Annotated in this window: 21 protein-coding genes and 2 tRNA genes; 12 read left to right on the top strand and 11 right to left on the bottom strand. The window is 72.8% G+C overall.

The window, feature by feature from the left end; all coding sequences use genetic code 11:
- Window positions 1-186: 186 nt before the first annotated feature.
- Both tig and ACZ6CZ_RS01430 read right to left on the bottom strand, forming a co-directional pair.
- Window positions 187-1,602 carry a trigger factor gene (tig, locus tag ACZ6CZ_RS01435; RefSeq protein WP_469012982.1) on the bottom strand — a complete coding sequence of 472 codons (1,416 nt, stop codon included), beginning with the start codon at window positions 1,600-1,602 and terminating at the stop codon, window positions 187-189.
- Window positions 1,603-1,780: 178 nt separating this feature from the next.
- Window positions 1,781-1,857 (bottom strand) — tRNA-Pro (locus tag ACZ6CZ_RS01430).
- 164 nt (window positions 1,858-2,021) lie between these two features.
- Between ACZ6CZ_RS01430 and ACZ6CZ_RS01425 the strand changes: the two genes are divergently transcribed.
- Window positions 2,022-2,092, top strand: a tRNA-Gly gene (locus ACZ6CZ_RS01425).
- A gap of 195 nt (window positions 2,093-2,287) precedes the next feature.
- Here ACZ6CZ_RS01425 and ACZ6CZ_RS01420 read toward each other — a convergent pair.
- Window positions 2,288-2,482, bottom strand: coding sequence for a hypothetical protein (locus ACZ6CZ_RS01420; RefSeq protein ID WP_469012980.1), 195 nt, complete (start codon window positions 2,480-2,482; stop codon window positions 2,288-2,290).
- A 448-nt stretch (window positions 2,483-2,930) separates the two neighbouring features.
- Here ACZ6CZ_RS01420 and ACZ6CZ_RS01415 point away from each other — a divergent pair, with 448 nt between their 5' ends.
- A complete protein-coding gene (locus ACZ6CZ_RS01415) occupies window positions 2,931-4,127 on the top strand; it encodes an acyltransferase family protein (protein ID WP_469012976.1) in 1,197 nt (398 codons plus the stop codon).
- Here ACZ6CZ_RS01415 and ACZ6CZ_RS01410 read toward each other — a convergent pair.
- Together ACZ6CZ_RS01410 and ACZ6CZ_RS01405 are read right to left on the bottom strand one after the other, a co-directional pair.
- Window positions 4,117-4,599 carry an HD domain-containing protein gene (locus ACZ6CZ_RS01410; protein ID WP_469012972.1) on the bottom strand — a complete coding sequence of 161 codons (483 nt, stop codon included), beginning with the start codon at window positions 4,597-4,599 and terminating at the stop codon, window positions 4,117-4,119. The genes ACZ6CZ_RS01415 and ACZ6CZ_RS01410 overlap by 11 nt on opposite strands.
- A 47-nt stretch (window positions 4,600-4,646) precedes the next feature.
- Window positions 4,647-5,822 (bottom strand): PP2C family protein-serine/threonine phosphatase, encoded by a 1,176-nt coding sequence (locus ACZ6CZ_RS01405; protein ID WP_469012967.1) that lies wholly within the window; start codon window positions 5,820-5,822, stop codon window positions 4,647-4,649.
- 199 nt (window positions 5,823-6,021) lie between these two features.
- On the opposite strand from ACZ6CZ_RS01405, the gene ACZ6CZ_RS01400 reads away from it, so the two are divergent.
- Window positions 6,022-7,272 (top strand): GNAT family N-acetyltransferase, encoded by a 1,251-nt coding sequence (locus tag ACZ6CZ_RS01400; RefSeq protein ID WP_469012963.1) that lies wholly within the window; start codon window positions 6,022-6,024, stop codon window positions 7,270-7,272.
- Window positions 7,273-7,315: 43 nt separating this feature from the next.
- On the opposite strand, the gene ACZ6CZ_RS01395 is transcribed toward ACZ6CZ_RS01400, so the two are convergent.
- Complete coding sequence (locus tag ACZ6CZ_RS01395; RefSeq protein ID WP_469012961.1) at window positions 7,316-8,149, bottom strand: Fpg/Nei family DNA glycosylase; 834 nt, start codon at window positions 8,147-8,149, stop codon at window positions 7,316-7,318.
- Between the two features lie 75 nt (window positions 8,150-8,224).
- The gene (locus tag ACZ6CZ_RS01390; protein WP_469012960.1) at window positions 8,225-8,710 is read right to left on the bottom strand and encodes a ribose-5-phosphate isomerase; all 486 of its coding nucleotides are present in this window, start codon (window positions 8,708-8,710) and stop codon (window positions 8,225-8,227) included.
- A gap of 273 nt (window positions 8,711-8,983) precedes the next feature.
- Here ACZ6CZ_RS01390 and ACZ6CZ_RS01385 point away from each other — a divergent pair, with 273 nt between their 5' ends.
- Complete coding sequence (locus ACZ6CZ_RS01385; protein ID WP_469012954.1) at window positions 8,984-10,402, top strand: amino acid permease; 1,419 nt, start codon at window positions 8,984-8,986, stop codon at window positions 10,400-10,402.
- A gap of 100 nt (window positions 10,403-10,502) precedes the next feature.
- On the opposite strand, the gene ACZ6CZ_RS01380 is transcribed toward ACZ6CZ_RS01385, so the two are convergent.
- On the bottom strand, window positions 10,503-11,084 hold the full coding sequence (locus ACZ6CZ_RS01380; RefSeq protein WP_469012951.1) for a biotin transporter BioY: 582 nt from the start codon (window positions 11,082-11,084) through the stop codon (window positions 10,503-10,505).
- Between the two features lie 507 nt (window positions 11,085-11,591).
- Here ACZ6CZ_RS01380 and ACZ6CZ_RS01375 point away from each other — a divergent pair.
- The 6 genes from ACZ6CZ_RS01375 to ACZ6CZ_RS01350 all read left to right on the top strand — a co-directional run bounded on the left by ACZ6CZ_RS01375 (window position 11,592) and on the right by ACZ6CZ_RS01350 (window position 17,963).
- Entirely contained in the window at window positions 11,592-12,803 is a 1,212-nt protein-coding gene (locus tag ACZ6CZ_RS01375) for an ROK family protein (protein ID WP_469012946.1), read from the top strand.
- Between the two features lie 292 nt (window positions 12,804-13,095).
- Complete coding sequence (locus ACZ6CZ_RS01370; RefSeq protein ID WP_469012944.1) at window positions 13,096-14,163, top strand: ABC transporter substrate-binding protein; 1,068 nt, start codon at window positions 13,096-13,098, stop codon at window positions 14,161-14,163.
- Window positions 14,160-15,011 carry an ABC transporter permease gene (locus ACZ6CZ_RS01365; RefSeq protein WP_469012940.1) on the top strand — a complete coding sequence of 284 codons (852 nt, stop codon included), beginning with the start codon at window positions 14,160-14,162 and terminating at the stop codon, window positions 15,009-15,011. Before ACZ6CZ_RS01370 ends, ACZ6CZ_RS01365 begins: the two co-directional genes overlap by 4 nt.
- Window positions 14,987-15,721 carry an ABC transporter ATP-binding protein gene (locus ACZ6CZ_RS01360; protein ID WP_469012935.1) on the top strand — a complete coding sequence of 245 codons (735 nt, stop codon included), beginning with the start codon at window positions 14,987-14,989 and terminating at the stop codon, window positions 15,719-15,721. Before ACZ6CZ_RS01365 ends, ACZ6CZ_RS01360 begins: the two co-directional genes overlap by 25 nt.
- Window positions 15,718-17,061, top strand: a complete 1,344-nt coding sequence (locus ACZ6CZ_RS01355; protein WP_469012931.1) for an LLM class flavin-dependent oxidoreductase — start codon at window positions 15,718-15,720, stop codon at window positions 17,059-17,061. The genes ACZ6CZ_RS01360 and ACZ6CZ_RS01355 overlap by 4 nt, the downstream gene beginning before the upstream one ends.
- A gap of 11 nt (window positions 17,062-17,072) precedes the next feature.
- A complete protein-coding gene (locus ACZ6CZ_RS01350) occupies window positions 17,073-17,963 on the top strand; it encodes a TauD/TfdA dioxygenase family protein (protein ID WP_469012930.1) in 891 nt (296 codons plus the stop codon).
- A gap of 98 nt (window positions 17,964-18,061) precedes the next feature.
- Here ACZ6CZ_RS01350 and ACZ6CZ_RS01345 read toward each other — a convergent pair whose 3' ends face one another.
- Window positions 18,062-18,724 carry a mycothiol-dependent nitroreductase Rv2466c family protein gene (locus ACZ6CZ_RS01345; RefSeq protein WP_469012928.1) on the bottom strand — a complete coding sequence of 221 codons (663 nt, stop codon included), beginning with the start codon at window positions 18,722-18,724 and terminating at the stop codon, window positions 18,062-18,064.
- 135 nt (window positions 18,725-18,859) lie between these two features.
- Here ACZ6CZ_RS01345 and pepN point away from each other — a divergent pair, with 135 nt between their 5' ends.
- Complete coding sequence (gene pepN / locus ACZ6CZ_RS01340; protein ID WP_469012923.1) at window positions 18,860-21,439, top strand: aminopeptidase N; 2,580 nt, start codon at window positions 18,860-18,862, stop codon at window positions 21,437-21,439.
- Between the two features lie 252 nt (window positions 21,440-21,691).
- A complete protein-coding gene (locus ACZ6CZ_RS01335) occupies window positions 21,692-22,729 on the top strand; it encodes a hypothetical protein (protein ID WP_469012918.1) in 1,038 nt (345 codons plus the stop codon).
- A gap of 17 nt (window positions 22,730-22,746) precedes the next feature.
- Here the strand turns inward: ACZ6CZ_RS01335 and ACZ6CZ_RS01330 are convergent, their stop codons facing one another.
- Window positions 22,747-24,498: a TIGR03767 family metallophosphoesterase gene (locus ACZ6CZ_RS01330; protein ID WP_469012913.1), complete on the bottom strand. Its 1,752-nt coding sequence runs from the start codon at window positions 24,496-24,498 to the stop codon at window positions 22,747-22,749.
- 209 nt (window positions 24,499-24,707) lie between these two features.
- Entirely contained in the window at window positions 24,708-25,208 is a 501-nt protein-coding gene (locus ACZ6CZ_RS01325; protein ID WP_469012910.1) for an NUDIX hydrolase, read from the bottom strand.
- Window positions 25,209-25,303 lie beyond the last annotated feature (95 nt).

Raw genomic sequence — 25,303 nt, 5'->3', positions numbered from 1 at the left:
GGGGCGTAGCTCCCGGGGCCCGGCGCGCGGGCGCGGGCGGGGCCGCGCCGGGGGCCGCCCGCGCCCGCCCCGCGGTCCCGGGAACGCGGCGGCCGCGGCGGCCGACCGTGGCCGCCGTACGACGACGGGCCCCCGGGGTGTGCACCCCGGGGGCCCGTCGCACGTCGTTCACCGGCGCCGGGGGACTCAGCCCTCGGTCTTCTCCTCGGCGGAGCCGGCGGCCTCGTCCTCGGCGGCCGGAGCCTCCGTGGCGGCCTCGGCGGCCGGGGCCTCCGCAGCGGCCTCGTCGTCCTCGTCGTCGAGGTCGATGACCTCACCGTTGGTGTCCTTGACCGTGGCCTTCTCGACCACGACGGCCAGCGCCTTGCCGCGGGCGACCTCGCCGACGAGCAGCGGGACCTGGCCGCCCTCGACGACGGCCTGGGCGAACTGGTCGGGGGACATGCCGGAGGAGGCCGCGCGCCGCATGAGGTGCTCGGTCAGCTCCTCCTGGTTGACGTTGAGCTTCTCCTGCTTGACCAGCTCGTCGAGGACGAACTGGGTCTTGATGCCCTTGACCGCGGCCTCGCGGGTCTCGGTGTCGAACTCCTCGGCCGTCTTGCCCTGGATCTCCAGGTACTTGTCGATGGTGAGACCCATCTGGCCGAGCTGGTGGTGCTCGAGGTTGTGCTTGCGGGTGTTGATCTCGTCCTCGAGCAGCTTCTCGGGGACGGGCACCTCGACCAGCTCGAGCAGCTTCTCCAGGACGCGCTCCTGGGCCTGCGTGGCCTGGTCGTACTGCTTCATGCTCGCCAGGCGCTTGCGGCTGTCGGCCCTCAGCTCCTCGAGCGTGTCGAACTCGGAGGCGAGCTGCGCGAACTCGTCGTCCAGCTCGGGCAGTTCGCGGGCGGCGACCTGGGTGACCTTGACGGTGACCTCGGCCTCCTTGCCCGCGGCGGAGCCGCCCTTCAGCTCGGAGGTGAAGGTGGTCTCGTCACCGGCGGACAGGCCCTTGACGGCGTCGTCGATGCCGTCGAGCAGCTCACCCGAGCCGATGGTGTAGGAGACGCCCTCGGCGACGCCGTCCTCGAGGACCTCGCCGTCGACCTTGGCCTGCAGGTCGAGGGTGACGACGTCGCCGTCCTCGGCGGCGCGCTCCACCGGGGAGGTGGACGCGAAGCGCTCACGGAGCTGCTCCACCGACTTCTCGACGTCCTCGTCGGTGACCTCGACCGGGTCGACCTCGACCTCGATGCCGGAGTAGTCCGGGATCTCCAGGGCCGGGCGGATGTCGACCTCGGCGGTGAAGTTCAGCGTCTCGCCGTCCTTCAGGTCGGTGATGTCGACGTCGGGCTGGCCCAGCGGGCTCAGCTCGGCCTCGTTGACCGCCTCGGTGTAGAACTTCGGGAGCGCGTCGTTGACCGCCTCCTCCAGCACCGCACCGCGACCGAACCGCTGGTCGATGACGCGGGCCGGGATCTTGCCCTTCCGGAAGCCCTTCACCGTGACCTGCTGGTTGATCTTCTTGTACGCCGCGTCGAGGCTGTCCTTGAGCTCCTCGAAGGGCACCTCGACAGTGAGCCGAACCCGAGTCGGGTTCAGGGTCTCCACGGCGCTCTTCACGGTTCGGTCTCCTTGTGGCTGACTTCTTGGTTTCTGCCGGGGCCAGACTGGCCCGGCGGACTTCGCCGCCCGGAGCTGTTCGAGGCCGAGTGGGCCGGGACACACGGGCGCGCAGCTTGCATAGTAACCGCAGCCGCTCAGCGCCCCAAAAGGCGATCATCACGGTGACGTGAGCCGGTGGTCGGGGTGGCGGGATTTGAACCCACGGCCTTCCGCTCCCAAAGCGGACGCGCTACCAAGCTGCGCCACACCCCGTCTGGTGCGACACGTAGGGTACATGCCCGGGCCGTCCGCGTCGGCCGGTTCGCCCGCCGCGTGCGGCGGCGGCACGGCCGCGACCGAACACGTTGGCCTGTGCGGCGTGCGACCCGCTACGATGCCTGCAGTGCCGCGGTCGCCCGACCTGCGGCGCGCTGTGTGCGGGCGTAGCTCAATGGTAGAGCCCTAGTCTTCCAAACTAGCTACGCGGGTTCGATTCCCGTCGCCCGCTCTGCGTACGAAGGCCCAGTGAGCGGAGTCCCGCTCCTGGGCCTTCGGCGTACCCGCGGGACGGCGCGCCGGTCCGCAGGCGCGGCCGGGAGCGGGCGTGACGTGGTGTGCGCGGGCGTGACCGACTGTGCGCGCGCCGGGTGCGTGCCTTGCGCGCAGGGGTGACGCGGCGCGCCGGCGCGCCGGGGCGCCGGGGTCAGAAGCTGATGGAGTTGATCGTCTCGGCTATCGAGTTCATGAACCGGTTGATGGACGGGGCCATCCCGGTCGAGGCGAGGAAGAAGCCGAAGAGGACCGCGACGATGGCCGGTCCCGCCTTGATGTTCCCCCCTCGGATCAGCACCACCAGGATGATCGCCAACAGCAACACCACAGACAGTGAAATGGCCACAACTGATCCCACCCTCGATCGGTCCGCTCTCCCGGCCCAGGGGTACGGCCCGCACCCCCGCCAGAACCATCGTGCCACCAACCGGGCCCCGGTATGCGGGCCGTGACGCATCGTCGGTGACGGGTCCGCCCGGGAACGCCTCCCGCCCAGCAATTCGAAGAGGGGCACCGGTCTGAAGCCCGGTCGCACCACAGGGAATTGACAGGCTTCGTTTCCCTGTCCACACATCACGTTCGCACGTAATTCGAATTGAGGACCGGACGGGGCGTTATGCACCAATTAGTCAGGATCAATCGGGACATCCAGGCCGAAAGTCCGGCTCCTGCTGTGCGTACCATCACGTGGACAGGGAAGCGGACTTCGGGGAATAAGGGGTATCCGAGCGCGATAAGCAGATATGACAGCGCGGGTTTTACGGAATCCCACAGACGACGCTAGGGTGCCTGAGATGTCTGACGCCGCCCCGCCCCCCGGCCAGAACCGCAGGACACTCCCGCCGACACCGTCGCCGGCGAACGGAGTGCCCGCCCCGCGTACCCCGTCGCCCGCTCGGCAGCGGCCCCGGCAGGCGGACGGTCCGGGCCCGCGGCGTGACGCGTTCTTCGACAACGCCAAGTACCTGGCGATCGTGCTCGTCGCGATGGGTCACTCCTGGGAGCCGCTCAAGGGTGACAGCCGCATCCTCGAAGGCCTGTACACGGTCGTGTACTCCTTCCACATGCCGGCCTTCATCGTCATCTCCGGCTTCTTCTCGCGCGGTTTCGACATGCGCCCCGACCGGCTCAAGCGGCTGATCACCGGGGTCGCCGTGCCCTACCTCGTCTTCGAGACCGCCTACCCCCTCTTCAAGCGGTTCGTCGACCACTCCCCCGGCCAGGAGATCAGCGTCCTGGACCCCTGGTACCTGACCTGGTTCCTGTGCGCGCTGTTCATCTGGCGGCTGACCACGCCGATCTGGAAGCTGGTGCGCCACCCGCTGCCGGTGGCCGTCGGCATCGCCATGCTGGCGACCGTCACCCCGGACATCGGCGACGACCTCGACCTCCAGCGGGTCCTGCAGTTCCTGCCCTACTTCGTCCTCGGCCTGTGCCTGAAGCCGGAGCACTTCCGGCTGGTGCGGCGGCGCTCGGTGCGGATCGCCTCGGTGCCGGTGTTCGCCGCGGCCCTCGCGGTGGGCTGGTGGGCGGTGCCGCGGATGAACACCGCGTGGTTCTACCACCGGGACGCCGCGCAGGAGCTGGGCGCCCCCTGGTGGTGCGGTCCGGTGATGGTGCTCGCGATGCTCGGCTGCTCGCTGCTGCTGACGGCGTGCTTCTTCTCCTGGGTGCCGGGGCGCACCCTGTGGTGCACCTCGCTGGGCGCGGGCACCCTCTACGGCTATCTGCTGCACGGCTTCCTGGTGAAGTTCGCCGACTACCGGGGCTGGTTCGACCCGGCCTGGCTGCACCGCCCGCTCGGCGAGATCCTGGTGACCGCGCTCGCGGCCGCCGCCGTCACGCTGCTGTGCACGGCGCCCGTGCGGCGGGTGTTCCGCTTCGCGATGGAGCCCAGGATGGCCTGGGCGTTCCAGCAGGACGCGGCCGAACTGGCCCGCGAGCGGCGCCGCGAGGGCGCCCCGCGGGAGCGCGAGTCGGTCAGCGCCTGACCGCCCCTCCACCGTCCGGACCGAGCAGGGCCCGCATCCGCGCGTACTTCTCGGTCAGCCGCTGCCGGGTCGGCGCGTCGAGCACCGCCAGCCGGCCCGGGTCGGCGTTGTGCGCCAGGTCGGCCTCCTTCACCAGCAGCGCGCCGGGCGTGGCGAGGATGCGCCGCGCGTACTCCTCGGGCGGCTCCCCCGGCACCCTGGTGAGGGCCCGTACGACGGCCTTGGTGCGGGGGCTCAGGGCGGCCCCGTCGAGCCACTCGGCGCTCAGCGCGTCGTCCTCGACGGAGTCGTGCAGCCAGCCGGCCGCGATCAGCTCGTCGTCGCCGCCGCGGGCGCGCACGCCCTCGGCGACGGCGGCGAGGTGCTCGGCGTAGGGCCGGCCCGCCTTGTCCGCCTGGCCCTGGTGGGCGGCGCGCGCGACGGCCTCGACCTCGGCCAGGGTGAGCGGGGTGCGGGTGTCGGTGTCGGTCACCCCTCCAGTGTCGGGGACCCGGGGGCCGGGCGTTCACCCGGGACCGGTCAGCGTGCGGTGGCCGGGGACGCCTCGCGGCAGATCAGCAGCAGCGCCCGGTCGTCGTTGACGTCCTTCGCCACCGACTCGATGAGGTGCCAGGCGGCGCCGTGGAAGCCGCCGGCGACATAGCGGTCGGCCTCGCCGGTGAGGCGGTCCATGCCCTCGACGATGTCCCGCTCGGAGGTCTCCACCAGTCCGTCCGTGAACAGCATCAACACGTCTCCGGGGCGCAGCGAGCCCTTCACGGGGTCGAACTGGGCGCCGTCGTACACACCGAGGAGCGGGCCCTCGGCGGCCTTCTCCTCCCAGCGCCCGGTCCCCGCGCTCAGTTGCAGCCCCGGCGGATGCCCGGCCGAGTACAGCTCGTAGTCCCCGGAGTCGAGGTCCAGGACGAGGTGGATGGAGGTGGCGAAGCCCTCCTCCCAGTCCTGGCGCAGCAGGTAGCCGTTGGCGGCGGGGAGGAAGGCGTGCGGCGGCAGCGAGCCGAGCAGGCCGCCGAAGGCGCCGGACAGCAGCAGGGCGCGGGAGCCGGCGTCCATGCCCTTGCCGGAGACGTCCGTCAGGACGACCTCCAGGGTGCGGCCGCCGTTGGTGCGGGCCGCGACGACGAAGTCCCCGGAGAAGGACTGCCCGCCGGCCGGCCGCAGCGCCATCTCGCGGTGCCAGCCCGGCGGCAGCTTGGGCAGCTTGCTCTGCACCCGGATGCGCTCGCGCAGGTCGAACAGCATGGTGCCGCCGCGCCGCCAGGGCACGCCGACCCGGCTGCGGAACTGGGCGGTCAGCAGCCCGAAGAACCCGCAGGCGGCGACGACCAGGACGACGCCCGGGGTGACCCGGGAGGGGCCTTCGGTGTACGGCCCGAGCCGCACGGACTCCACGATCAGCGCCGTGGCCGCCGCCGCGTAGAGGCCGAGCAGGCTCGCCGGGCGCAGCAGCAGGCCGCCGGCGACGATGGGGAGCACCAGCGCGGCCGGGGAGAACCACACCGAGTTGCCCAGGGTCAGGGCGGCGAGCAGGGGGATGATCACCAGCAGTCCGGCGAACGCGATCCAGTCCGAGCCGTCGCCGCGGAAGTAGTCCACGGCACTTCTGCGCAGGCCGACGCGGGCCCGGTGCCACTGGATCTTCCACCGGGCCGTGAACGTCTCGGCCTTCGAGCGCCGCTGTCGTCCTGCTGCCATCAATTCGGGACCCTATCCATCGGACCAGGTGCTTGGCACGGGAGGTCCTCCTTGTCCCCCGTCCGGGGTCCGGCCCGGCGGCCGGCCACCGGGACCTCGACTCCACAGTGAACGTCACCGGACGCCGTCCCGTCCCCGCCCGGGCAGAACCCGGTGAAAACCGTTCGCTCGCCCCGCGACGCCCTGATAGGCATGGTTCATGGGCACTGACCTGGCGGCCGGACTGCGGGCACTGCGGCAGGACGACGCGGAGGACTGGAAGAACTGGTACGACCACCTGCTGCGCGCCTTCGGCGGGATCGACGAGACGGCCGGGGAGCGGGAGCTGTGGCGCGCGCTCACCGACCCCGGCCGGGCGATCGGCGCCTACGACGACGGGCGGTGCGTGGGCTCGGCCGCGTCCTTCGCCTTCCGGATGACGGTGCCCGGCGGCGCCGCGGTGCCCACCGCGGGCGTCACGATGGTCGGGGTGGCGGCCACCCACCGGCGGCGCGGCCTCCTGACGGCGATGATGCGCCGGCAGCTGGCCGACGTCCGTTCCCGCGGCGAGGCGCTGGCGGCGCTGACCGCCTCCGAGCCCGCCATCTACGGCCGGTTCGGCTACGGCGCCGGCACCTTCGCGGTCAGCGCGGAGATCGACACCGCCCGGGTCCGGCTGTCCGTCCCGCCCGGCACCGATGACGTACGGCTGCGCTACGCCGCGCCGGGCGACGTGCTGGAGCGGACCGAGGCGGTGTACGCCCGGCTGGTGCCCGGCCGGCCGGGGATGCTGGCCCGGGAGCCCGGCTGGGACCGGCGGTGGCTGCTGGACCCGGAGGACGGGCGGGACGGCGCTTCACCCTTGCAGTGCGTCGTCGCGGAACGGGGCGGGGAGGTCACCGGGTTCGCCCGCTTCCGGGTCCGGCCGCGATGGGGGCCCGGCGGGCACGACGGGACCGTGCTGCTGTCGGACCTCGGCGCGCTCGACCCGGTGACGGACGCGGCGCTGTGGCGTTTCCTGCTCGGCATCGACCTCACCACGACGCTGCGGCTGCGCGGCCGGCCGCTGGACGACCCCTGGCTGCACCTGGTGTCCGACACCCGCCGCTGCGAACTGCGGCTGCGCGACGGGCTGTACGTGCGTCTGGTGGAGGTGGGGCGGGCGCTGGCGGCGCGGTCCTACCAGGCGCCGGTGGACGTGGTGCTGGAGGTGGCGGACGACTTCTGCCCCTGGAACGCGGGGCGCTGGCGGCTGACCGGGGACGCCGGGGGCGCCGTGTGCGTGCGCACCGGGGACGCGGCCGACCTGGCGCTGGACGTACGGGAGCTGGGGGCGGCGTACCTGGGCGGGGTGGCGCTGGTGTCGCAGGCGGGGGCGGGCCTGGTGCGGGAGCTGCGGCCGGGCGCGCTGGTCCAGGCGTCGGTGGCGTTCGGCTCGCCCCGGGTGCCCTGGATGCCGTTCGGCTTCTGACCCGGCGGGCGGTGCGCCCGGCATCCGGTGCGAAAGCGGCGGGTCAGGCGGTCGTCGGCCCGGGCGGCTGGCAGGTGGGGCACCAGAAGAGGTTGCGGGCGGCCAGGCCGGCGGTGCGGACCGGGTCGCCGCACAGGTGGCAGGGCAGGGCGGCGCGGCGGTAGACGTAGACCTCGCCGCCGTGGTCGTCGACGCGCGGCGGACGGCCCATCGCCTCCGGGGTGTGCTCGGGGCGGACGGTGTCGATGCGGTTGGCCGCGACGCCGGCGCGCATCAGCGCGACCAGGTCCGCCCAGACGGCGTCCCACTCGGCCGGGGTGATGTCCCTGCCCGGGCGGTAGGGGTCGATGCCGTGCCGGAAGAGGACCTCGGCCCGGTAGACGTTGCCGACGCCCGCGATGACCTTCTGGTCCATGAGCAGGGCGGCGATCGTGGTACGGCTGCGGCGGACGCGGGCGTAGGCGGCGGCCGGGTCGGCGTCGTCGCGCAGCGGGTCGGGGCCGAGGCGGTCGTGCACCGCCCGTTTCCCGGCGTCGGTGATCAGGGCGCAGGTGGTGGGGCCGCGCAGGTCGACGTAGGAGGCGTCGCCGGCCAGGCGGAGGCGGACGGTGCCGGTGGGCGGGGGCGCGGGTGCGGGGCCGGCGGTCACCTTGCCGAAGAGGCCGAGGTGGATGTGGACCCAGGCGGTGTCCTCGGGGTCGCGGAAGCCGAGGAAGAGGTGCTTGCCGTGGGCGTCCGTGCGGATCAGCGGGGCGCCGTCCAGCAGGGCGGCGGCGTCGGCGAACGTGCCCTGCGGGCTGGTGACGCGGGGGGCGGTGCCCGCGAAGCGCTCGGCGTAGTCCCGCGCCAGGCGGTGGATCGTGTGCCCCTCCGGCACGGTGCCGTGTCCTTTCGTGCCGTCCCCCGCCCGGACCGTGCCGGACGGGGCGGACCGCGTCGCCGCGTCGGGCGGCTACTGCTGCGGGTGGTGGGCCGGGATCGGGGGCAGGTCGCCGGTGGTCTCGTAGCCCGCGAGCATGTCGATGCGGCGGATGTGGCGCTCGTCGCCGGAGAACGGGGTGCCCAGGAAGATCTCGACGAACTTGGTCGCCTCCTCCTCGCTGTGCATGCGCGCGCCGACCGCGACGACGTTGGCGTCGTTGTGCTGGCGGCCGAGCGCCGCGGTCTCCTCGCTCCAGGCCAGGGCCGCACGGACGCCCTTCACCTTGTTCGCCGCGATCTGCTCGCCGTTGCCGGAGCCGCCGATCACGATGCCGAGGGCGCCGGGGTCCGCGGCCGTCCGCTCGGCGGCGCGCAGGCAGAAGGGCGGGTAGTCGTCCTGGGCGTCGAAGATGTGGGGGCCGCAGTCGACGGGCTCGTGCCCCGCCGCCTCGAGCCATTCGACGAGGTGGTTCTTGAGTTCGTAGCCCGCATGGTCGGAGCCGAGATACACGCGCATGGGACGAGTGTGTCACGGCCGTCGCGGGGCAGCAGCCTCGGGTGGGACGCGGGCCGGGGCCTGGGAACGCGTGTGAGCCAGACCATAGAACCTCATGGAAACCTCAAGTAACAATCCGGAATCAAAGGTTTCCGAATCCGTTGGCCTCGGATTCACTGGTCCGACTCGTGCACCGCTCGTGCGAGGACCCGTACCGCCCGGTAGCGCGCCGCACAACGGCTTCGCCGCGCGGGGCACGGGACATGGCTCCACAGGCGTAAAGGAATTCCGTCCATGACCCCTGGTTCCGGACTTCAAGCAGGCCTCAAGAACCGGCATCTGTCGATGATCGCCATCGGCGGTGTGATCGGCGCCGGCCTCTTCGTGGGCTCCAGTTCAGGCATCGCCACCGCCGGCCCCGGCATCCTCCTCTCGTACGCCCTCGTCGGCACCCTGGTCGTCCTCGTGATGCGGATGCTCGGCGAGATGTCCGCCGCCAACCCGACCTCGGGTTCGTTCTCCGCGCACGCCGACCGTGCCCTCGGCCGCTGGGCCGGGTTCTCCATCGGCTGGCTCTACTGGTTCTTCTGGGTCGTCGTGCTCGCCGTAGAGGCGACCGCGGGCGCCAAGATCCTCGAGGGCTGGGTGCCCGCCGTCCCGCAGTGGGGCTGGGCGCTCATCGTGATGGCCGTCCTGACCGCGACCAACCTGGTCTCGGTCGGCTCCTACGGCGAGTTCGAGTTCTGGTTCGCCGGCATCAAGGTCGTGGCGATCGGCGCGTTCATCGTCATCGGCGCGCTGGCCGTCTTCGGCGTGCTGCCGGGCGCCCACAGCGACAAGGCGGGCCTGGACAACCTCACCGCGCACGGCGGCTTCCTGCCGCACGGCCCCGGCGCCATCCTCACCGGCGTCCTGCTCGTCGTCTTCTCCTTCATGGGCAGCGAGATCGCCACCCTGGCGGCCGGCGAGTCCGAGGACCCGCAGCGCGCGGTCACCAAGTCCACCAACAGCATCATCTGGCGGATCGGCGTCTTCTACCTGGGCTCGATCCTGGTCGTGGTCTCGCTGCTGCCGTGGAACGACCCGTCGATCAAGGAGCAGGGCTCCTACGTCGCCGCGCTGGACTCCCTCGGCATCGCGAACGCCGGTCAGATCATGAACGTCATCGTGCTGACCTCGGTGCTGTCCTGCCTCAACTCCGGCCTCTACACGGCCTCCCGGATGGCGTTCTCGCTCGGCCAGCGCGGGGACGCCCCGAAGGCCTTCGCCCGCACCACCAGGCGGGGCGTGCCGCGGACCGCGATCCTCGCCTCCGTCGTCTTCGGCTTCGTCGCCGTCTTCTTCAACTACAAGTTCCCCGACTCGGTCTTCCTCTTCCTGGTCAACTCCAGTGGCGCGGTGGCCCTGTTCGTGTGGCTGGTCATCTGCTTCTCGCAGCTGCGGATGCGCCGGATCATCCAGCGCGAGGCGCCGGAGAAGCTCGTCGTGAAGATGTGGCTGTACCCGTACCTGACGTGGGCGACGGCCGCGCTGATCGTGTTCGTCCTCGGTTACATGCTGACCGACACCGAGCACGACGGCCGCGAGACCGTGCTGCTGTCGCTGCTGGTGGCGGCGCTGGTGATCGCCGTCGCCCTGGTCCGGGAGAAGCTGCGCCCCGGCCGTACGGCCCCGGCCGCGGAGACCGGCGTCGACAAGGTGCCCGTCGCCTGACCCACCGGCCGCCCGTGAGCCGCACCCCCGGAACGAGCGTGAGGCCCTGCCGTACTCCGGCAGGGCCTCACGCTCGTTCCGGGTATGTCGCGAGGGATCGTCAGCGCTTGCCGGCGAGCTTCCAGGCGGTGGGCAGCGCGCCCATGGCCAGCGCGGCCTTGAGGGCGTCGCCGAGCAGGAACGGCGTGAGGCCGGCCGCGACGGCCTGGGACGCGGTCATGCCGGTGGCCAGCGCCAGGTAGGGGACGCCGACGGCGTAGACGAGCACCTCGCCGAGGATCATCGTGGCCGCCGTGCGCAGCACGGAGCGGTCGGCGCCCCGGCGGGCCAGCGCGCCCACCACGGTGGCGGCCAGGACCATGCCCAGGACGTACCCGAAGGAGGGGGCGGCCGAGCCGGAGGCGCCGCCGGCGAACCACGGCACGCCCACGACGCCCGCGACCGCGTACAGGGCGAGGGAGAGCAGGCCGCGGCGGGCGCCGAGCGCGGTGCCGACGAGCAGGGCGGCGAAGGTCTGGCCGGTCACCGGCACCGGGGAGCCGGGCACCGGGACCGACAGCTGGGCCGCGAGGCCGGTCAGCGCGGCGCCGCCGAGCACGAGGGCGACGTCGCGCACGCGGGAGGCGGGCAGCAGGTCGGCGAGGACTTCACCGGGGCGGGCGGTGGCGGTGGCGGTGCTCATGGGGACTCCGCGAGAGGTGTGGGCACAGGGGAACACCGCGACGCTATACCGGCGGCCTCGAACCGATCACCGTCAGCGCTCGACAAAGGCTGGAACGGCCCGTTGGTGGGCTCCGGACAAAGATCGCCCGTTACACCGGCCGTGGCGTGATACCGGTCACTGAGGTGACGTGGCCCCGGGTATCCGGGGCGGCGCCGGGGCGTCTGTAGGGTTTCCCCAAACGGCCCGGCCGACGGGTCGTCGGCCCGGGTGACCGGGCGGGCCCGCGCCCCCGGCCGCCCCGGGCGGCGCCCGTCTCGCCCGTCGGTCGCCGTCTGGGCAGCGCGCGGCCGCTTTGCTAGCTTCGACCGCATGGTTGCCCAGGCCCGGAACTTCACGTCGCGTCGCTATGTCGACCTGCGACGCCAGGGCACGGCCACCTGTCGCCGTCCCGCCTGAGGCGGCGGACGGGTTGTCCGCGCGCCTCGACTCCGAGACGTGTCGGCCCCGTTCCGAGGACGGTTTCCCATGCCCCGCACCGCGGCATCCACCCTTGACTCACCCATACCCCGAGCCGCCGACAGCGACCGGCGGCGCACCAGCGCCAGCGTGGTCCTCAGGTCCGTGCTGGAGCACGGGCCGGTGGCCCGCAGCACGATCGCCCGGCTGACCGGGCTCTCCCCGGCCTCCGTCACCGACTACTGCGCCCGGTTCGCCGGGCTGGGCCTGCTCCGGGAGGCTCCCGCGCCCCAGCGGTCAGGCGGGGTCGGGCGGCCGCACGTGCCCGTCGACCTCGACGACACCCGGTTCGTGGTGGGCGGCGTGCACGTCGCCGTGCCGTACACCACCGTCGCGCTGCTCGACCTGCGCGGACGGGTCGTGGCCCGGCGGGAGGTGAAGCACGAGCGCACCGACCCGGGGTGGGTGCTGGCCCACGCCGCCGACGGCCTCGACGCGCTGCTCGCCCGCACGCCGGGGCGCCGGCCGCTCGGGGTGGGGTTCGCGTGCGGCGGCTGGGTGGACGGCGCCTCGGGCACGGTCGTCGAACACGCGCTGCTGGGCTGGCGGGACGTGCCGGTGCGTCAGATGCTGCGGGCCCGCACCGGGCTGCCCGTGCAGACCGACGGGCACGCGCGGGCGCTGGTCAACGGCGAGCGGCTGTTCGGCCGGGCGCGGGGCAGCCGCAGCGTGCTGCACCTGTTCGTCGGCAACGTGGTGGACGCGGCCTTCGCCACCCACGACGAGGTGCACCACGGCCCCCGTTCGCAGGCGGGGCGGATCGCCCATCTGCCGGTGCCGGGCGGCCGCGAGCCCTGCGCCTGCGGGCGCACCGGCTGCCTCCAGGCCGAACTGAGCGAGCGGACGCTGTGCCGGCGGGCCAGGGAGGCCGGCGTGACGGCCGGGTCGAACCCGATGCACGTGGTCGCGGCGGCGGTGGCCGGCGACCCGGTGGCGCACCGGCTGCTGGTGGAGCGGGCGCGGGCGGTGGGACGGGCGGCCGGGATGCTGCTCGACGTGCTCAACCCGGAGACCGTGGTGGTGACCGAGGTGGGCGTCATGTACGTCGAGGGATGCCTTCAGGCGCTGCGGGAATCGGTCGGCGCGCAGCACGCGGCCACCGTGGTGCCGACGAGTTTCCCGGATTCCGTACTGGCCGTGGCAGGTGGTTCGGTGTTTCTGGACGTCCTGTTCCGGGACCCGCTGTCGATGCCGCCCGCCGCGCCACCTGAGCTTAATTAATTCAGAAACTCCGAATGTTGACAGGGGGTGCGCATGACCGGGAACATCCTGTTCATGACCTGTCGCACCCTTTGTTGCTGACGTGTTGACGCGCTGTTGAGCGCGTATCTCCGTTGCGCGAATTCCCCTTCTCCGGCCTTCCGCCGGGTGGAACTCGACCCGCAATGTATCCGCAGCCGCTGTGGAACTCGCCGGTGAATCGCCGCGTATTCCGTTTGCTTCCGTCTGCTTTCCCGTCTCTCTGTTCACGCGCCTGTTCCTGCCGGTTCAGGAAACACCTGGGGGTCCTCCCATGTCTGCTCCGCCCGTTCGCGGTCTCGACCGCCGGCTCTTTCTCACCTCCCTGCTCGGGGCCTCGGCCGCCGTGGCCGGCCTGAGCGGCTGCGCGAACGGCAGTGCCGCCGCCGACATCAAGGGCGCCTCCACCGCCCCGCTCGCCGCGAAGGTCCCGGCCGGCACCAGCCTGAAGATCGCCTCCTACCTGAACGCGCAGCAGCTGCAGTTCAAGCTGGCGAAGCTGCCGAAGCTGCCGTTCACGGTGTCGAGCTGGGTGAACATCGGGGCGGGTCCGGACGTCATCAACGCCTTCCGCGCCAAGTCCCTCGACCTCGCCAACAACGCGGGCATCCCGCCGATCCAGGCGCACTACCAGGGCTTCGACGCCAAGATCGTGGCGATCGACATCACCCGCAAGCCCAACTACCTGTTCGCCACCCGGCCGGGCAGCGACATCCGCACGGTCGACGACTTCAAGGGCAAGAAGCTCGCCTTCTCCCAGGGCCAGGCCCAGGGCGTGGTGCTGCTGCGGGCGCTGAAGAAGGCCGGGCTCGCCTACGACGACGTGAAGCTGGTCCCGCTGACCAGCAACCAGTTCCTCACCGCCCTGCAGTCCGGGCAGGTGGACATCGCCCCGCTCGCCAACAACCAGTCCCCGGCCTACCTGAAGCAGTACGCCGCCAAGGGCGCCCGTGCCATCCCCACCGACGTGGTCGACCTGCTCAACCTGCTGTGGGCGCCGCAGTCCGTGCTGAACGACCCGGCGAAGGCGTCCGCGATCGCCGCGTACATCCCGCAGTGGGCCCGGGGCCAGGTGTGGCAGTACGAGCACCCGGACGTGTGGAACAAGGAGTTCTACGTCGGCACCCAGAACCTGAACCTCGCGCAGGCCCGGTCGATCAGCGCGCTGGCCAACAAGCCGCTGTTCCCGCCGAACTGGGACGAGGCGATCACGTGGGAGCAGGAGACGGCCGACCTGCTGGCGGAGGGCGGGTTCGTCAAGAAGTTCGACGTGTCGTCCCTCTTCGACCACCGCTTCGAGTCGATCGCCGCGCGGGCCGTACCGGCGGAGTACCGGAAGTGAGCGCCGTGACCACGACGACGACGAGCGTCGCCCCGGTGCGGGCGGCCGGGGAACCGGCGCAGGTCCGCCGGCGCCGCCGGCTCTCCCCCGGCCGTTCGCTGCCCGCCGCCCGGCTGGCCGGACCGCTGCTGCTGCTGGTCCTGTGGGCCGCCGCGTCGGCCGCGGGCCGGCTCGACCCGGGTGCCGTACCGGCGCCCTGGACCGTGCTGCGGTCGGCGGTCCACCTGTGGACGGACGGCACGCTGGCCACCGACGTCCTCACCTCCCTGCGGCGGGCCGCCTACGGCTTCGCGATCGGCCTGACCGCGGGGGTGCTGCTCGCCCTCGCCGCCGGTCTGAGCCGTACCGGTGAGGCGCTGATCGACGGGACCGTGCAGCTCAACCGGGCCATCCCGACCCTCGGTCTGATCCCGCTGTTCATCCTCTGGCTGGGCATCGGCGAGACCTTCAAGATCGCCATCATCGCGATCGTCGTCTACATCCCCGTCTACCTGAACACGCACGCCGCGCTGTCCGGCATCGACAGCCGCTACGTGGAACTCGCCGAGGTGCAGGGCCTGTCCCGGTTCGCCTTCATCCGGCAGGTGGTGATACCCGGCGCGCTGCCCGGCTTCTTCGTGGGCCTCCGGCTGGGCGTCACCGCCTCCTGGCTGGGCCTGGTGGTGCTGGAGCAGATCAACGCCACCAGCGGCCTCGGCTACATGATGTTCCAGGCGCAGAACTACGGCCAGAGCGACGTCATCCTGGTCGGCCTGCTGATCTACGGCGTCTTCGGCCTGATCTCCGACAGCGTGGTCCGTCTCCTCGAACGGAGGGTGCTGTCATGGCGCCGCACACTGAGCAGCTGACCCGGCCCGCCGTCCGGCTGCGCGGCCTGACCCGGTCCTTCGGCGACCGCACGGTCCTCGACGGCATCGACCTGGACCTGCCCGCCGGCCAGTTCACCGCCCTGCTCGGCCACAGCGGCTCGGGCAAGTCCACCCTGCTGCGGGCGGTCGCCGGACTGGACCACTCGGTGACCGGGAGCGGACAGCTCACCGCGCCGGAGCGGGTGTCGGTGGTGTTCCAGGACTCGCGGCTGCTGCCCTGGCGCCGGGTGCTGGACAACGTCCTGCTCGGCCTGGACGGCAAGGACGCCGCGCGGCGCGGCCGGGCCGCCCTGGCGGAGGTCGGTCTGGAGGGCCGGGAGCGGGCCTGGCCGGGCGAGCTGTCCGGCGGTGAGGCGCAGCGCGCCGCGCTCGCCCGCTCCCTGGTGCGCGAGCCCGAACTGCTGCTGGCCGACGAGCCGTTCGGCGCGCTGGACGCGCTCACCCGGATCCGGATGCACCATCTGCTGCGCGAGCTGTGGGAGCGCCACCGGCCCTCCGTGCTGCTCGTGACCCACGACGTGGACGAGGCGATCGTGCTCGCCGACCGGGTCCTCGTCCTGGACCGGGGCCGGATCGGCCTCGACCTGACCATCGACCGTCCCCACCCGCGTTCCTACCGCGAGCCGGTGCTGGGCGAGTACCGCGAGCGGCTGCTGGCCGCCCTGGGTGTCACGGAGGACCACGCATGACCCGCCGGCTCCACCTCAACGCGTTCCTGATGAGCACCGGCCACCACGAGGCGTCGTGGCGGCTGCCGGAGAGCGACCCGTACGCCCACGTCGACCTCGCGCACTACGTGAACCTGGCGCGGATCGCCGAACGCGGCACCTTCGACTCCCTCTTCCTGGCGGACAGCCCCCAGCTGTGGGGCGACCTGGCCCAGCGTCCGGCCGGGGCGCTGGAGCCCCTCACCCTGCTCACCGCCCTGGCGACGGCCACCGAGCACATCGGGCTGATCGCCACCGCCTCCACCTCCTACAACTCCCCCTACAACCTGGCCCGCAGGTTCGCCTCGCTGGACATCATCAGCGGCGGCCGGGCGGGCTGGAACATCGTGACCACGGCCGGCGCCGAGGCCGCCCGCAACTTCGGCCTGGCCGCCGAGCCCGCGCACGCCGAGCGCTACGCCCGGGCCGCCGAGTTCCTCGACGTGGCGCTGAAGCTGTGGGACAGCTGGGAGGACGACGCGATCGTCGCCGACAAGGCGGCCGGCGTCTGGGGCGACGACGCCAAGCTGCACCCGGCCCGGCACCAGGGCACGTACTTCAGCGTCGAGGGCGCCCTCAACCTGCCGCGCGCGCCGCAGGGCTACCCGCTGCTGGTACAGGCCGGCTCGTCGCAGGACGGCAAGGACTTCGCGGCCCGGTACGCGGAGGCCGTGTTCACCGCCCAGCAGACGATCGAGGACGCGCGGGGCTTCTACGCCGACCTGAAGTCCCGCACCGCACGGGCCGGCCGCGATCCCGGGCACGTCAAGGTGCTGCCGGGCATCGTCCCGGTGCTCGGCTCGACGCAGGCCGAGGCGCTGGCGGCCGAGCGGGTGCTGGAGGAGCACATCGTGCCCGAGCACGGCAAGGCCCGGCTGGAGAGCCTGCTGCACCTGGCGCCCGGCACCCTGGAGCTGGACGCGCAGCTGCCCGCCGACCTGCCGCCCGAGGACGCCATCGAGGGTGCCAAGAGCCGCTACACGCTCGTGGTGGAGCTGGCCCGGCGCGAGCGGCTGACCGTGCGGCAGCTGATCGGACGGCTCGGCGGCGGGCGCGGGCACCTCACCTTCGCCGGCACGCCCGAGCAGGTGGCCGGCCAGATCGAGGCCTGGTTCACCGGGGGCGCCGCCGACGGCTTCAACATCATGCCCGCCGTGCTGCCCTCGGGGCTGTCGGAGTTCGTCGAGCACGTGGTGCCGATCCTGCGCGCCCGCGGCCTGCTGCGCGACGCCTACGGCCCCCGCCAGACCCTGCGGGAGCGCTACGGCCTGCCCCGCCCGGCCAACCAGTACGTCACCGCCCCCGCACTCGCCACCGTCTGAAAGGAACCGCCATGTCCCTCGAGATCACCAAGGTCACCGCGCGCATCGGCGCCCGGGTCTCCGGCGTCGACATCTCCCGGCCGCTGGACGCGGAGCAGGTCGCGGCGGTCCGCGAGGCCCTGAACACCCACAAGGCGCTGGTCTTCGACGACGTACGGCTGGACGACGCCGGCCAGCAGGCCTTCGCCCGCCACTTCGGCGACCTCACCACCGCCCATCCGACGGTCGGTGCCGTGGAGGGCGCCCCGAACGTGCTGCCCGTGGACAGCGAGCGCGGCCGGGCCAACCACTGGCACACCGACGTCACGTTCGTCCTGAACCCCCCGCAGGCCAGCACCCTGCGCAGCATCACCGTCCCGCCGTACGGCGGCGAGACCCTGATCGCCAGCTCGGCGGCCGCCTACCGCGACCTGCCCGAACCCCTGCGCCGGCTGGCCGACACCCTGTGGGCGGAACACACCAACGACTACGACTACGCGGTGCCGGACGAGGACATCGACGAGGAGAAGGCCGCCCAGCGCGCCCAGTTCACCTCGATCACGTACCGCACCGCCCACCCGGTCGTCCGGGTGCACCCGCTGACCGGTGAGCGGGGGCTGTTCATCGGCGGGTTCGCGCAGCGGATCGTAGGGCTGTCGGCGGGCGAGTCGCGCAAGATCCTCGACCTGCTCCAGACGTACGTCACCCGCCCGGAGAACGTGCTGCGCTGGCGCTGGTCGCCCGACCAGCTGGTGCTGTTCGACAACCGCATCACCCAGCACTACGCCATCGACAACTACGACGGGCAGCCGCGCCGGCTGCACCGGGTGACGGTCGCCGGTGACATCCCGGTCGGCGTCGAGGGCAAGGAGAGCTACTCGATCGAGGGCGACGCCTCCCACTACACGCCGCTCGCCGCGTAAGGCCGGCCCCGGCCGGCTTACGCCAGGACCCCCGCGGCGCGTCCGCGGGGGTCCTTCGCGCCGCCGGGCCGCGTCGCCGCGCCGCCGGGCCGCCGGGCTCAGAGGTTGCTGAAGTCCGGGCCCTTGGTCCGGGTGCGCTTGATCTCGTAGAAGCCCGGCACGGAGGCGACGGCCAGGGTGCCGTCCCACAGGCGGGCCGCCTCCTCGCCCTGCGGGGCGGGGGTGACGACCGGGCCGAAGAAGGCGATCTGCTCGCCGTCGGGGCCGGGGACGGCGATGACGGGGGTGCCGACGTCCTGCCCGACCTTCTCGATGCCCTCCTTGTGGGAGGCGCGCAGCTCGGCGTCGAACTCGAAGTCCTCCTGCTCCGCGTACTCGATCAGGTCGGCCGGCAGACCCACGTCCGCGAGGGCGCCCGCGACGGCCTCCCGGGTCGGGCCCTCGCCGTTGTTGTGGAAGCGGGTGCCGAGCGCGGTGTAGAGCGGGCCGAGGACGTCCGGGCCGTGCTTCTGCGCGGCCGCGGTCACCACGCGCACCGGACCCCACGCCTTGGTGGCGAGCATCTCCCGGTACTCCTCGGGCAGCTCGTCCAGCCGGTTCTCGTTCAGCACCGCCAGGCTCATGACGTGCCAGCGGACCTCGATGTCCCGGACCTTCTCCACTTCCAGCACCCACCGGGAGGTCATCCAGGCCCAGGGGCACAGCGGGTCGAACCAGAAGTCGACGGGGGTCTTGCCGGAGCTGGTCACGGTCTCGGACATGGCTCTCCTCGAAGAAGGTCGTTTCCCCGGGCAACACCCGCGCCGGCCTCCTCATTCCCCGGATGCCCGCGACCCGGGGCGCGTGGCAGGATCACTGCTGATCGGCGTACCGACAACGATGAGGGAGTGCCGCCCGTGCCCGGTGAGAATCTGACCCGTGACGAAGCCCGGGAGCGGGCCGCCCTGCTGTCGGTGGACGGGTACGACGTGTCGCTGGACCTGCGCTCCGCCGTGGGCGAGGGCGACGGCGGCCCGCGCACCTTCCGCTCGGTGACCACGATCCGCTTCCGCTGCAACGAGCCCGGCGCCTCCTCCTTCGCCGACCTGATCGCCCCCGCGGTGACCTCCCTGTCGCTCAACGGCAGGGACCTCGACCCGGGCGAGGTCTTCGACGGCACCCGGATCGCGCTGGAGGACCTGGCCGCGGAGAACGAGCTGGTCGTCGACGCCCGGTGCGCCTACTCCCGCACCGGCGAGGGGATGCACCGCTTCGTCGACCCCGAGGACGGCGAGGTCTACCTCTACACGCAGTACGAGCCGGCCGACGCCCGCCGCGTCTTCGCCAATTTCGAGCAGCCGGACCTCAAGGCCCCCTTCCGCTTCGAGGTGCGGGCGCCGGAGGGCTGGACGGTGTGGAGCAACGGCGCCGGTGAACTCACCGAGGGCGTCTGGCGGTTCGCGGAGACGAAGCCGATCTCGACGTACATCACGTGTGTGGTGGCGGGGCCGTACCACTACGTCACGGACCGCTACACGCGCACCCTCGAGGACGGCACGCGGCTGGAGATCCCGCTGGGCGCGATGTGCCGCAAGGGCCTGGCCCCGTACTTCGAGGCCGACGACATCTTCCTGGTCACCAAGCAGGGCCTGGACTTCTTCCACGACCACTTCGACTTCCCCTACCCCTTCGGGAAGTACGACCAGGCGTTCGTGCCCGAGTACAACCTGGGCGCGATGGAGAACCCGGGCATGGTGACCTTCCGCGAGGAGTACGTCTTCCGGGGCAAGGTGACGCGGGCGTCGTACGAGAGCCGGGCCAACGTCGTCCTGCACGAGATGGCGCACATGTGGTTCGGCGACCTGGTCACCATGGAGTGGTGGGACGACCTGTGGCTGAAGGAGTCCTTCGCGGACTTCATGGGCGCCTTCGCGCTGGTCGGCGCCACCCGCTTCGGCAACGGCTGGATCACCTTCGCCAACCGCCGCAAGGCCTGGGCCTACCGCGCGGACCAGCTGCCCTCCACGCACCCCGTCACCGCCGACATCCGCGACCTGCAGGACGCCAAGCTCAACTTCGACGGCATCACGTACGCCAAGGGCGCCTCGGTGCTCAAGCAGCTGGTGGCCTACGTCGGCCAGGACGCCTTCCTGGAGGGCGCGCGCCGCTACTTCAAGCGCCACGCCTACGGCAACACCCGCCTCGCGGACCTGCTGTCGGTGCTGGAGGAGACCAGCGGCCGGGACCTGGCGGCCTGGGCCCGCTCCTGGCTGCAGACGGCCGGCGTCAACTCCCTCACCCCGCAGGTGCTGCTGGACGCGGACGGCAGGGTGGCCGAGCTGGCGGTGCTCCAGGAGGCGCCGGAGGAGCGTCCCGAGCTGCGCCCGCACCGGGTGGCGGTGGGCCTGTACCGCCGTACGCCGGACGGGGCGCTGGAGCGGTACGCCCGCACGGAGACGGACGTCGAGGGGCCGCGCACGGTGGTGGCGGAGCTGGCCGGTGCCGAGGCGCCCGAGCTGGTCCTGGTCAACGACGACGACCTCACCTACTGCAAGATCCGCTTCGACGAGACCTCGCTGGCCACGCTGCGCGGGCACCTGGGCGCGCTGACCGACCCGCTCGCCCGCGCCCTGTGCTGGACCGCCCTGTGGAACCTGACCAGGGACGGGCTGCTGCCCGCCCGGGACTTCACCGCCCTGGTGCTGCGGTTCGCCGGGCGCGAGTCCGACATCGGCGTGCTGCAGATCCTGCACGCGTGGACCGCCACCGCCCTGGTGCACTACACGGCGCCGCGGTGGCGGGAGACGGCCGGCCGGCTGCTGTCCGAGGGCGCGCTGAAGGAGCTGCGGGCGGCCGGCCCCGGCAGCGAGCACCAGCTGGCCTGGGCGCGGTTCTTCGCGTCCGTCGCCGGGCACGACGACGACCTGCGGCTGCTGAAGGGGCTGCTCGACGGCAGCGAGGAGATCGAGGGGCTGGTGGTGGACCAGGAGCTGCGCTGGGCGTTCCTGGAGCCGCTCGCGGCGCACGGCGTCGCCGGTGAGGCGGACCTCGCGGCGGAGCTGACCCGTGACGACACCGCCTCCGGCAAGCGCCACCACGTCCGCTGTCTGGCCGCCCGGCCCTCGGCGGCGGTCAAGGCGCAGGCGTGGGCGCAGGTCGTCGAGTCCGACGCCCTGTCCAACGCCCTGGCCGAGGCGACCATCGCGGGCTTCGACCGGCCCTCGCAGCGGGAGCTGACGGCGCCGTACGCGCAGAAGTACTTCGAGGTGATCGAGCGGGTGTGGCGGGAGCGCTCGATCCAGATCGGCATGGACGTCGTGCGCGGCCTGTTCCCCTCCCTCCAGGACCGCGCCGAGACGCTGGAGCGGGCCGACGCCTGGCTGGCCTCCCACGCGGACGCGGCGCCGGCCCTGCGCCGGCTGGTGCTGGAGGCCCGCGACGACCTGGCGCGGGCGCTGCGCGCACAGGCGTGCGACGCGGCGGCGGTCGGCGGCTGACCCCCGGCCCGCACGGCCGCCGGGCCGGCTCCCGGCGGCCGCCGAGCTTTGGCCATGGCTGGGCGGGCCGGTGACTGTGACGAAATCCGGTCCGCCGTCGCCGTAACCCCTGGTCCGCACCCGAACGGACCAGGGGTTTCCGGCGCCTACTCGGCATCCGAACACCCGTCCTTTAGTCCCGCCTTGTCCGCATTTATCGACGAGCGTGTAACAGTGGTTAGCGGTGTGGTGCGGCAGGGGAATCCCCAGGCCATGACGCACAACACCCCGCTCTCCCCCCGCCACCTCGGCCACCTCCGCGAGGTCCAGCGCCGCGTCCTGACGACGGCCCAGCTGCGCGCCCACGGCATCTCGCCGGCCGAGCTGGCCGACCGGTGCCGCCCCGGCGGTCCCTGGCGGCAGCTGCTGCCGACCGTGGTCCTGCTCCACCCCGGCCCGCCCACCGGCGAGGAGCGGCTGCACGCGGCGCTGCTGTACGCGGCCCGCGAGCAGAGCGCCGGGGTGCCGCAACAGCCGGCCTGCGACGACCCGCACCGCCCGGTGTACCAGGAGGCGATGATCACCGGGCTGGCGGCGCTGGCGCTGTACGGCTTCGCCTCGGCGGCGCCGTCCGCCGCGCCGGACCACGTCGACGTCCTGGTCCCCCGGCTGCGCCGGCTGCGCTCCACCGGGCACGTCCGCGTCGTGCGCACCGCGTCCCTGCCCACGCCCCGCGCGGTGGGCGGCCTGCCGGTGGCGCCGGTGCCGCGCGCCCTGGCGGACGCGGTGGCCTGCCTCACCGACGCGGAGGCGGTACGGCTGCTGCTGACGGAGGCGGTGCGGGCCGGCCACTGCGAACCGGCGGCGGTGGTGCGGGAGCTGACGGCGGCCAAGCTGCTGACCCGGCCGCACGTGGTCGACGCGGTGGACTCGCTGCTGGCGGAGGGCCGGTCGATCGCGGAGGACCGCCTGTACCGCATGGTCGCCGAGCACGGCCTGCCCGACCCGGTCTGGAACGTGGACCTGCGCCTGCCCGGCGGCCCCCACCTGGGCGGTCTCGACGCCTACTGGCCGGAGCAGGCGGTCGCGGTGGAACTCGACACCCGCGCCCCCCGCCAGGACGAGGACGCGCTGTGGTCGGAGTACGCCCGCAAGCGCGAGCACCTGGAGCGCCTGGGCATCACGGTCGTCCACATCACCCCGCGCAAGCTGCGGGAGGCGGTGGAGCAGCAGGCCGCGGTGGTCCGCACGGCCCTGATGGCCGCCGGTGACCGCGAGCCGGCCGCCCGTGTCGTGGTGCTGCCCCGCTAGTGCCGTGGCCGGACGGGTCAGCCCTTCTTCAGCACCAGTTCGGTGTTGCGGTCGGCCGCGGTGCCCGTCAGGGCCGGGTTGCCGCCGGGGGCGTTGAAGGACAACTCGCGGTAGAGGGCCGACAGGCCGGTCTGGGAGAGGTCGGCGAAGTCGGTGCGGTGGGGTGCGGCGGACTCGATCAGGGTGGTGAGGACGGAGAGCGTGCCGTCCTTGTTGTCCACCAGCTCGATCACCCGGGCGAGCTGGGGGTGGTCGACGTGCGAGGCGGTGGAGATCTCCCAGAAGGCGTGGCCGCCGGAGGCCGCGTGCGGGGTGATGACGTTGCGGTGGATGTGCCCGTTGACCCAGGCGAGCACGTTGCGGTGCGCGGACAGCACGGAGACCACCTCGGCGCCGTCGTGCCGGCGCTCCCCCGGGCGGGCCGGGTCGGGGCGGGTGTTGGTCATCGTCCTGCTGGTGTGGTGGCTGAAGACGACGGCGTAGGAGTCCGCGTTCTCCTTCAGCGTCCTGTCCAGCCAGCTCAGCTGGGCGGTGCCGACGGAGCCCTCGTAGTGGCCGCCGGGGTCGGTGGTGTCGAGGCTGATGCCGATGACGTCGTCGGCGATGCGGAAGCTGTAGTACTGGGTGCCCGCGTCGAGGTTGGCCGACGAGTAGCCGTGGCCGACCGGGCCGTGGCCCGCGTAGGCCGGGTCCAGGTGGGCCTTGAGGTAGTCGGCGGACGTGTAGGGGGCCCGCCTCTCGTCCGGGGTCACCGGGCGCGCGGAGCGGGCGTGGGCCTGGAGGAAGTCCCGGTAGGCCGTGCCCCGGGGGTCGGTGGCCTTCTTGATGGCGCTCTGGAGCTTCTTGGCCTCGGCGGCGGTCACGTCCATCAGCTTCCGGCCGCCGATGGCCGCCTCGGCCAGCCAGGGATCGCCGTGGGAGCCGTAGCAGCCGAGCGGCAGGGCGTCGTGGTTGCCGACGGTGGAGTACCAGGGCAGGCCGAGGCCGGGGCTGCGGGTCTCGCGGACGGCGGCGGCCAGGTAGCCGTCGAGCTGCGGGAAGCCGAGGCTCTTGTCCCCGTCGCGCGCGGCGCTGCCCGGCTGCCAGTACAGCTTCAGGCCGCTGTTCTGGACACCCTCGTAGTGCCCGGGTTCCCCGGTGTCGGGGGTGATGCGGCCGCCGCTCATCACCTTCATGAACCACTCGAGTTCGCAGTGGGCGTTGTTGTCGGTGTTGTCGCCGGTGGTCATCACGAAGTGCAGCGGGGAACCGGTGACGGGGGCGCCGCGCAGCGCGTTGACCCGCTCCACCAGCGCGACGGCGCCCTGCACGGTCAGCGCCTCGTGCGGGCGCCAGGCGTGCGGGTCGGTGGCCCGCAGGTACTCCAGCCGCAGCGGGTGCTGGACGTCCATCAGGTGCAGGTCGGTGAACTGCACGAACGCGGCCAGCGGGGTGCGGCGGGCCTGGCGGCGGGGGGCGGGCTCGGCCAGTTCGCGGCGCACCACCCGCTCCCAGCCGGGGCCGTCGCCGAGGCGGCGGAAGCCCGAGCCGGTGCGGGGCGCGGCGACCGTGGCGAGCGTGGTGCCCTTGGTGTAGGGGAGCAGCGGGGTGACGGCGGAGACCTTGCGGGAGGCGGCGACCGGGGCCTCGGCGGCGGTGGCGGCCTGGCTGTCGGTGGGGCGCAGGGCGTGGCCGACGCCCGCGGAGAGCGAGACGGCCGCGGCGGCGGCGAGGACGGAACGGCGGTCGACCGCCGCGGCGGAGCTGACGACAGAGCGTGTGCGCGACATGGCGCGATCTCCCCGAGTGCGTGACGCGTCGGCAGTGGTCGCGGGCGCCGCCGGTGGCGGCTACCGCTCGCTCTGGATCGTTGGCAGCGGGGATGACCTGTGCGTGAACGAGGCCGCAACGTGCGACGCCGATCACCGTACGTGGATCACGGGCCACCGGGGTGGTCACGGAGTGGATCGCGGACCGCCCGGAGGCGGTTACTCCCCGTTCATCCGGCGGGGAAGGGCGGGGTCCCGGGGGCGCCGTCCACCCGGCCGGCCGCGGGACGCTCGCGCCACAGCCGCAGCGCGGTGTCGACCAGCCGCACCCGGGTCAGTCCGGGTACCGCGGACAGGTCGTGCCACGCGGCCAGGTCGGTGGAGCCCCCGACCTCGGGACGCAGGGCGCCGCCGCTGATGTCGCCCGTGTAGAGGATGCGCACGCTGTGCCGGTCGGTGGCGGTGAGCGGGCCCAGGGCGCCCAGCCGGCCGCGCCGGGGCTCGGTCCGGCGGGCGGAGTCCACGCCGAGCAGTCCGGTCACCTCGATCCGGTAGCCGGTCTCCTCGGTGACCTCGCGGCGGACGGTGTCCCAGGGGTCCTCGCCGTGTTCCGCGCCGCCGCCCGGCAGCACCCACTCCCGGGTGCCGTCGGGGGCCGGGGAGCGGGCCAGCAGGAGCTGTCCGTCACGGACGCACACGGCGTAGGCCGCCACCCTCAACTCTCGCCTCACGCGCCGACGTTACCGCCCGGCGGACGGCGGCGCCGCCGCAATCCCGGATCATCCGGGACGGACACCCGCGAAACACATCGCGGGTTTTCCCCATA

Source organism: Streptomyces sp. NPDC041135 (assembly GCF_055592085.1).
The sequence above is the reverse complement of the archived record's forward strand: the minus strand, read 5'-3'. Positions and strand labels throughout refer to the sequence as shown.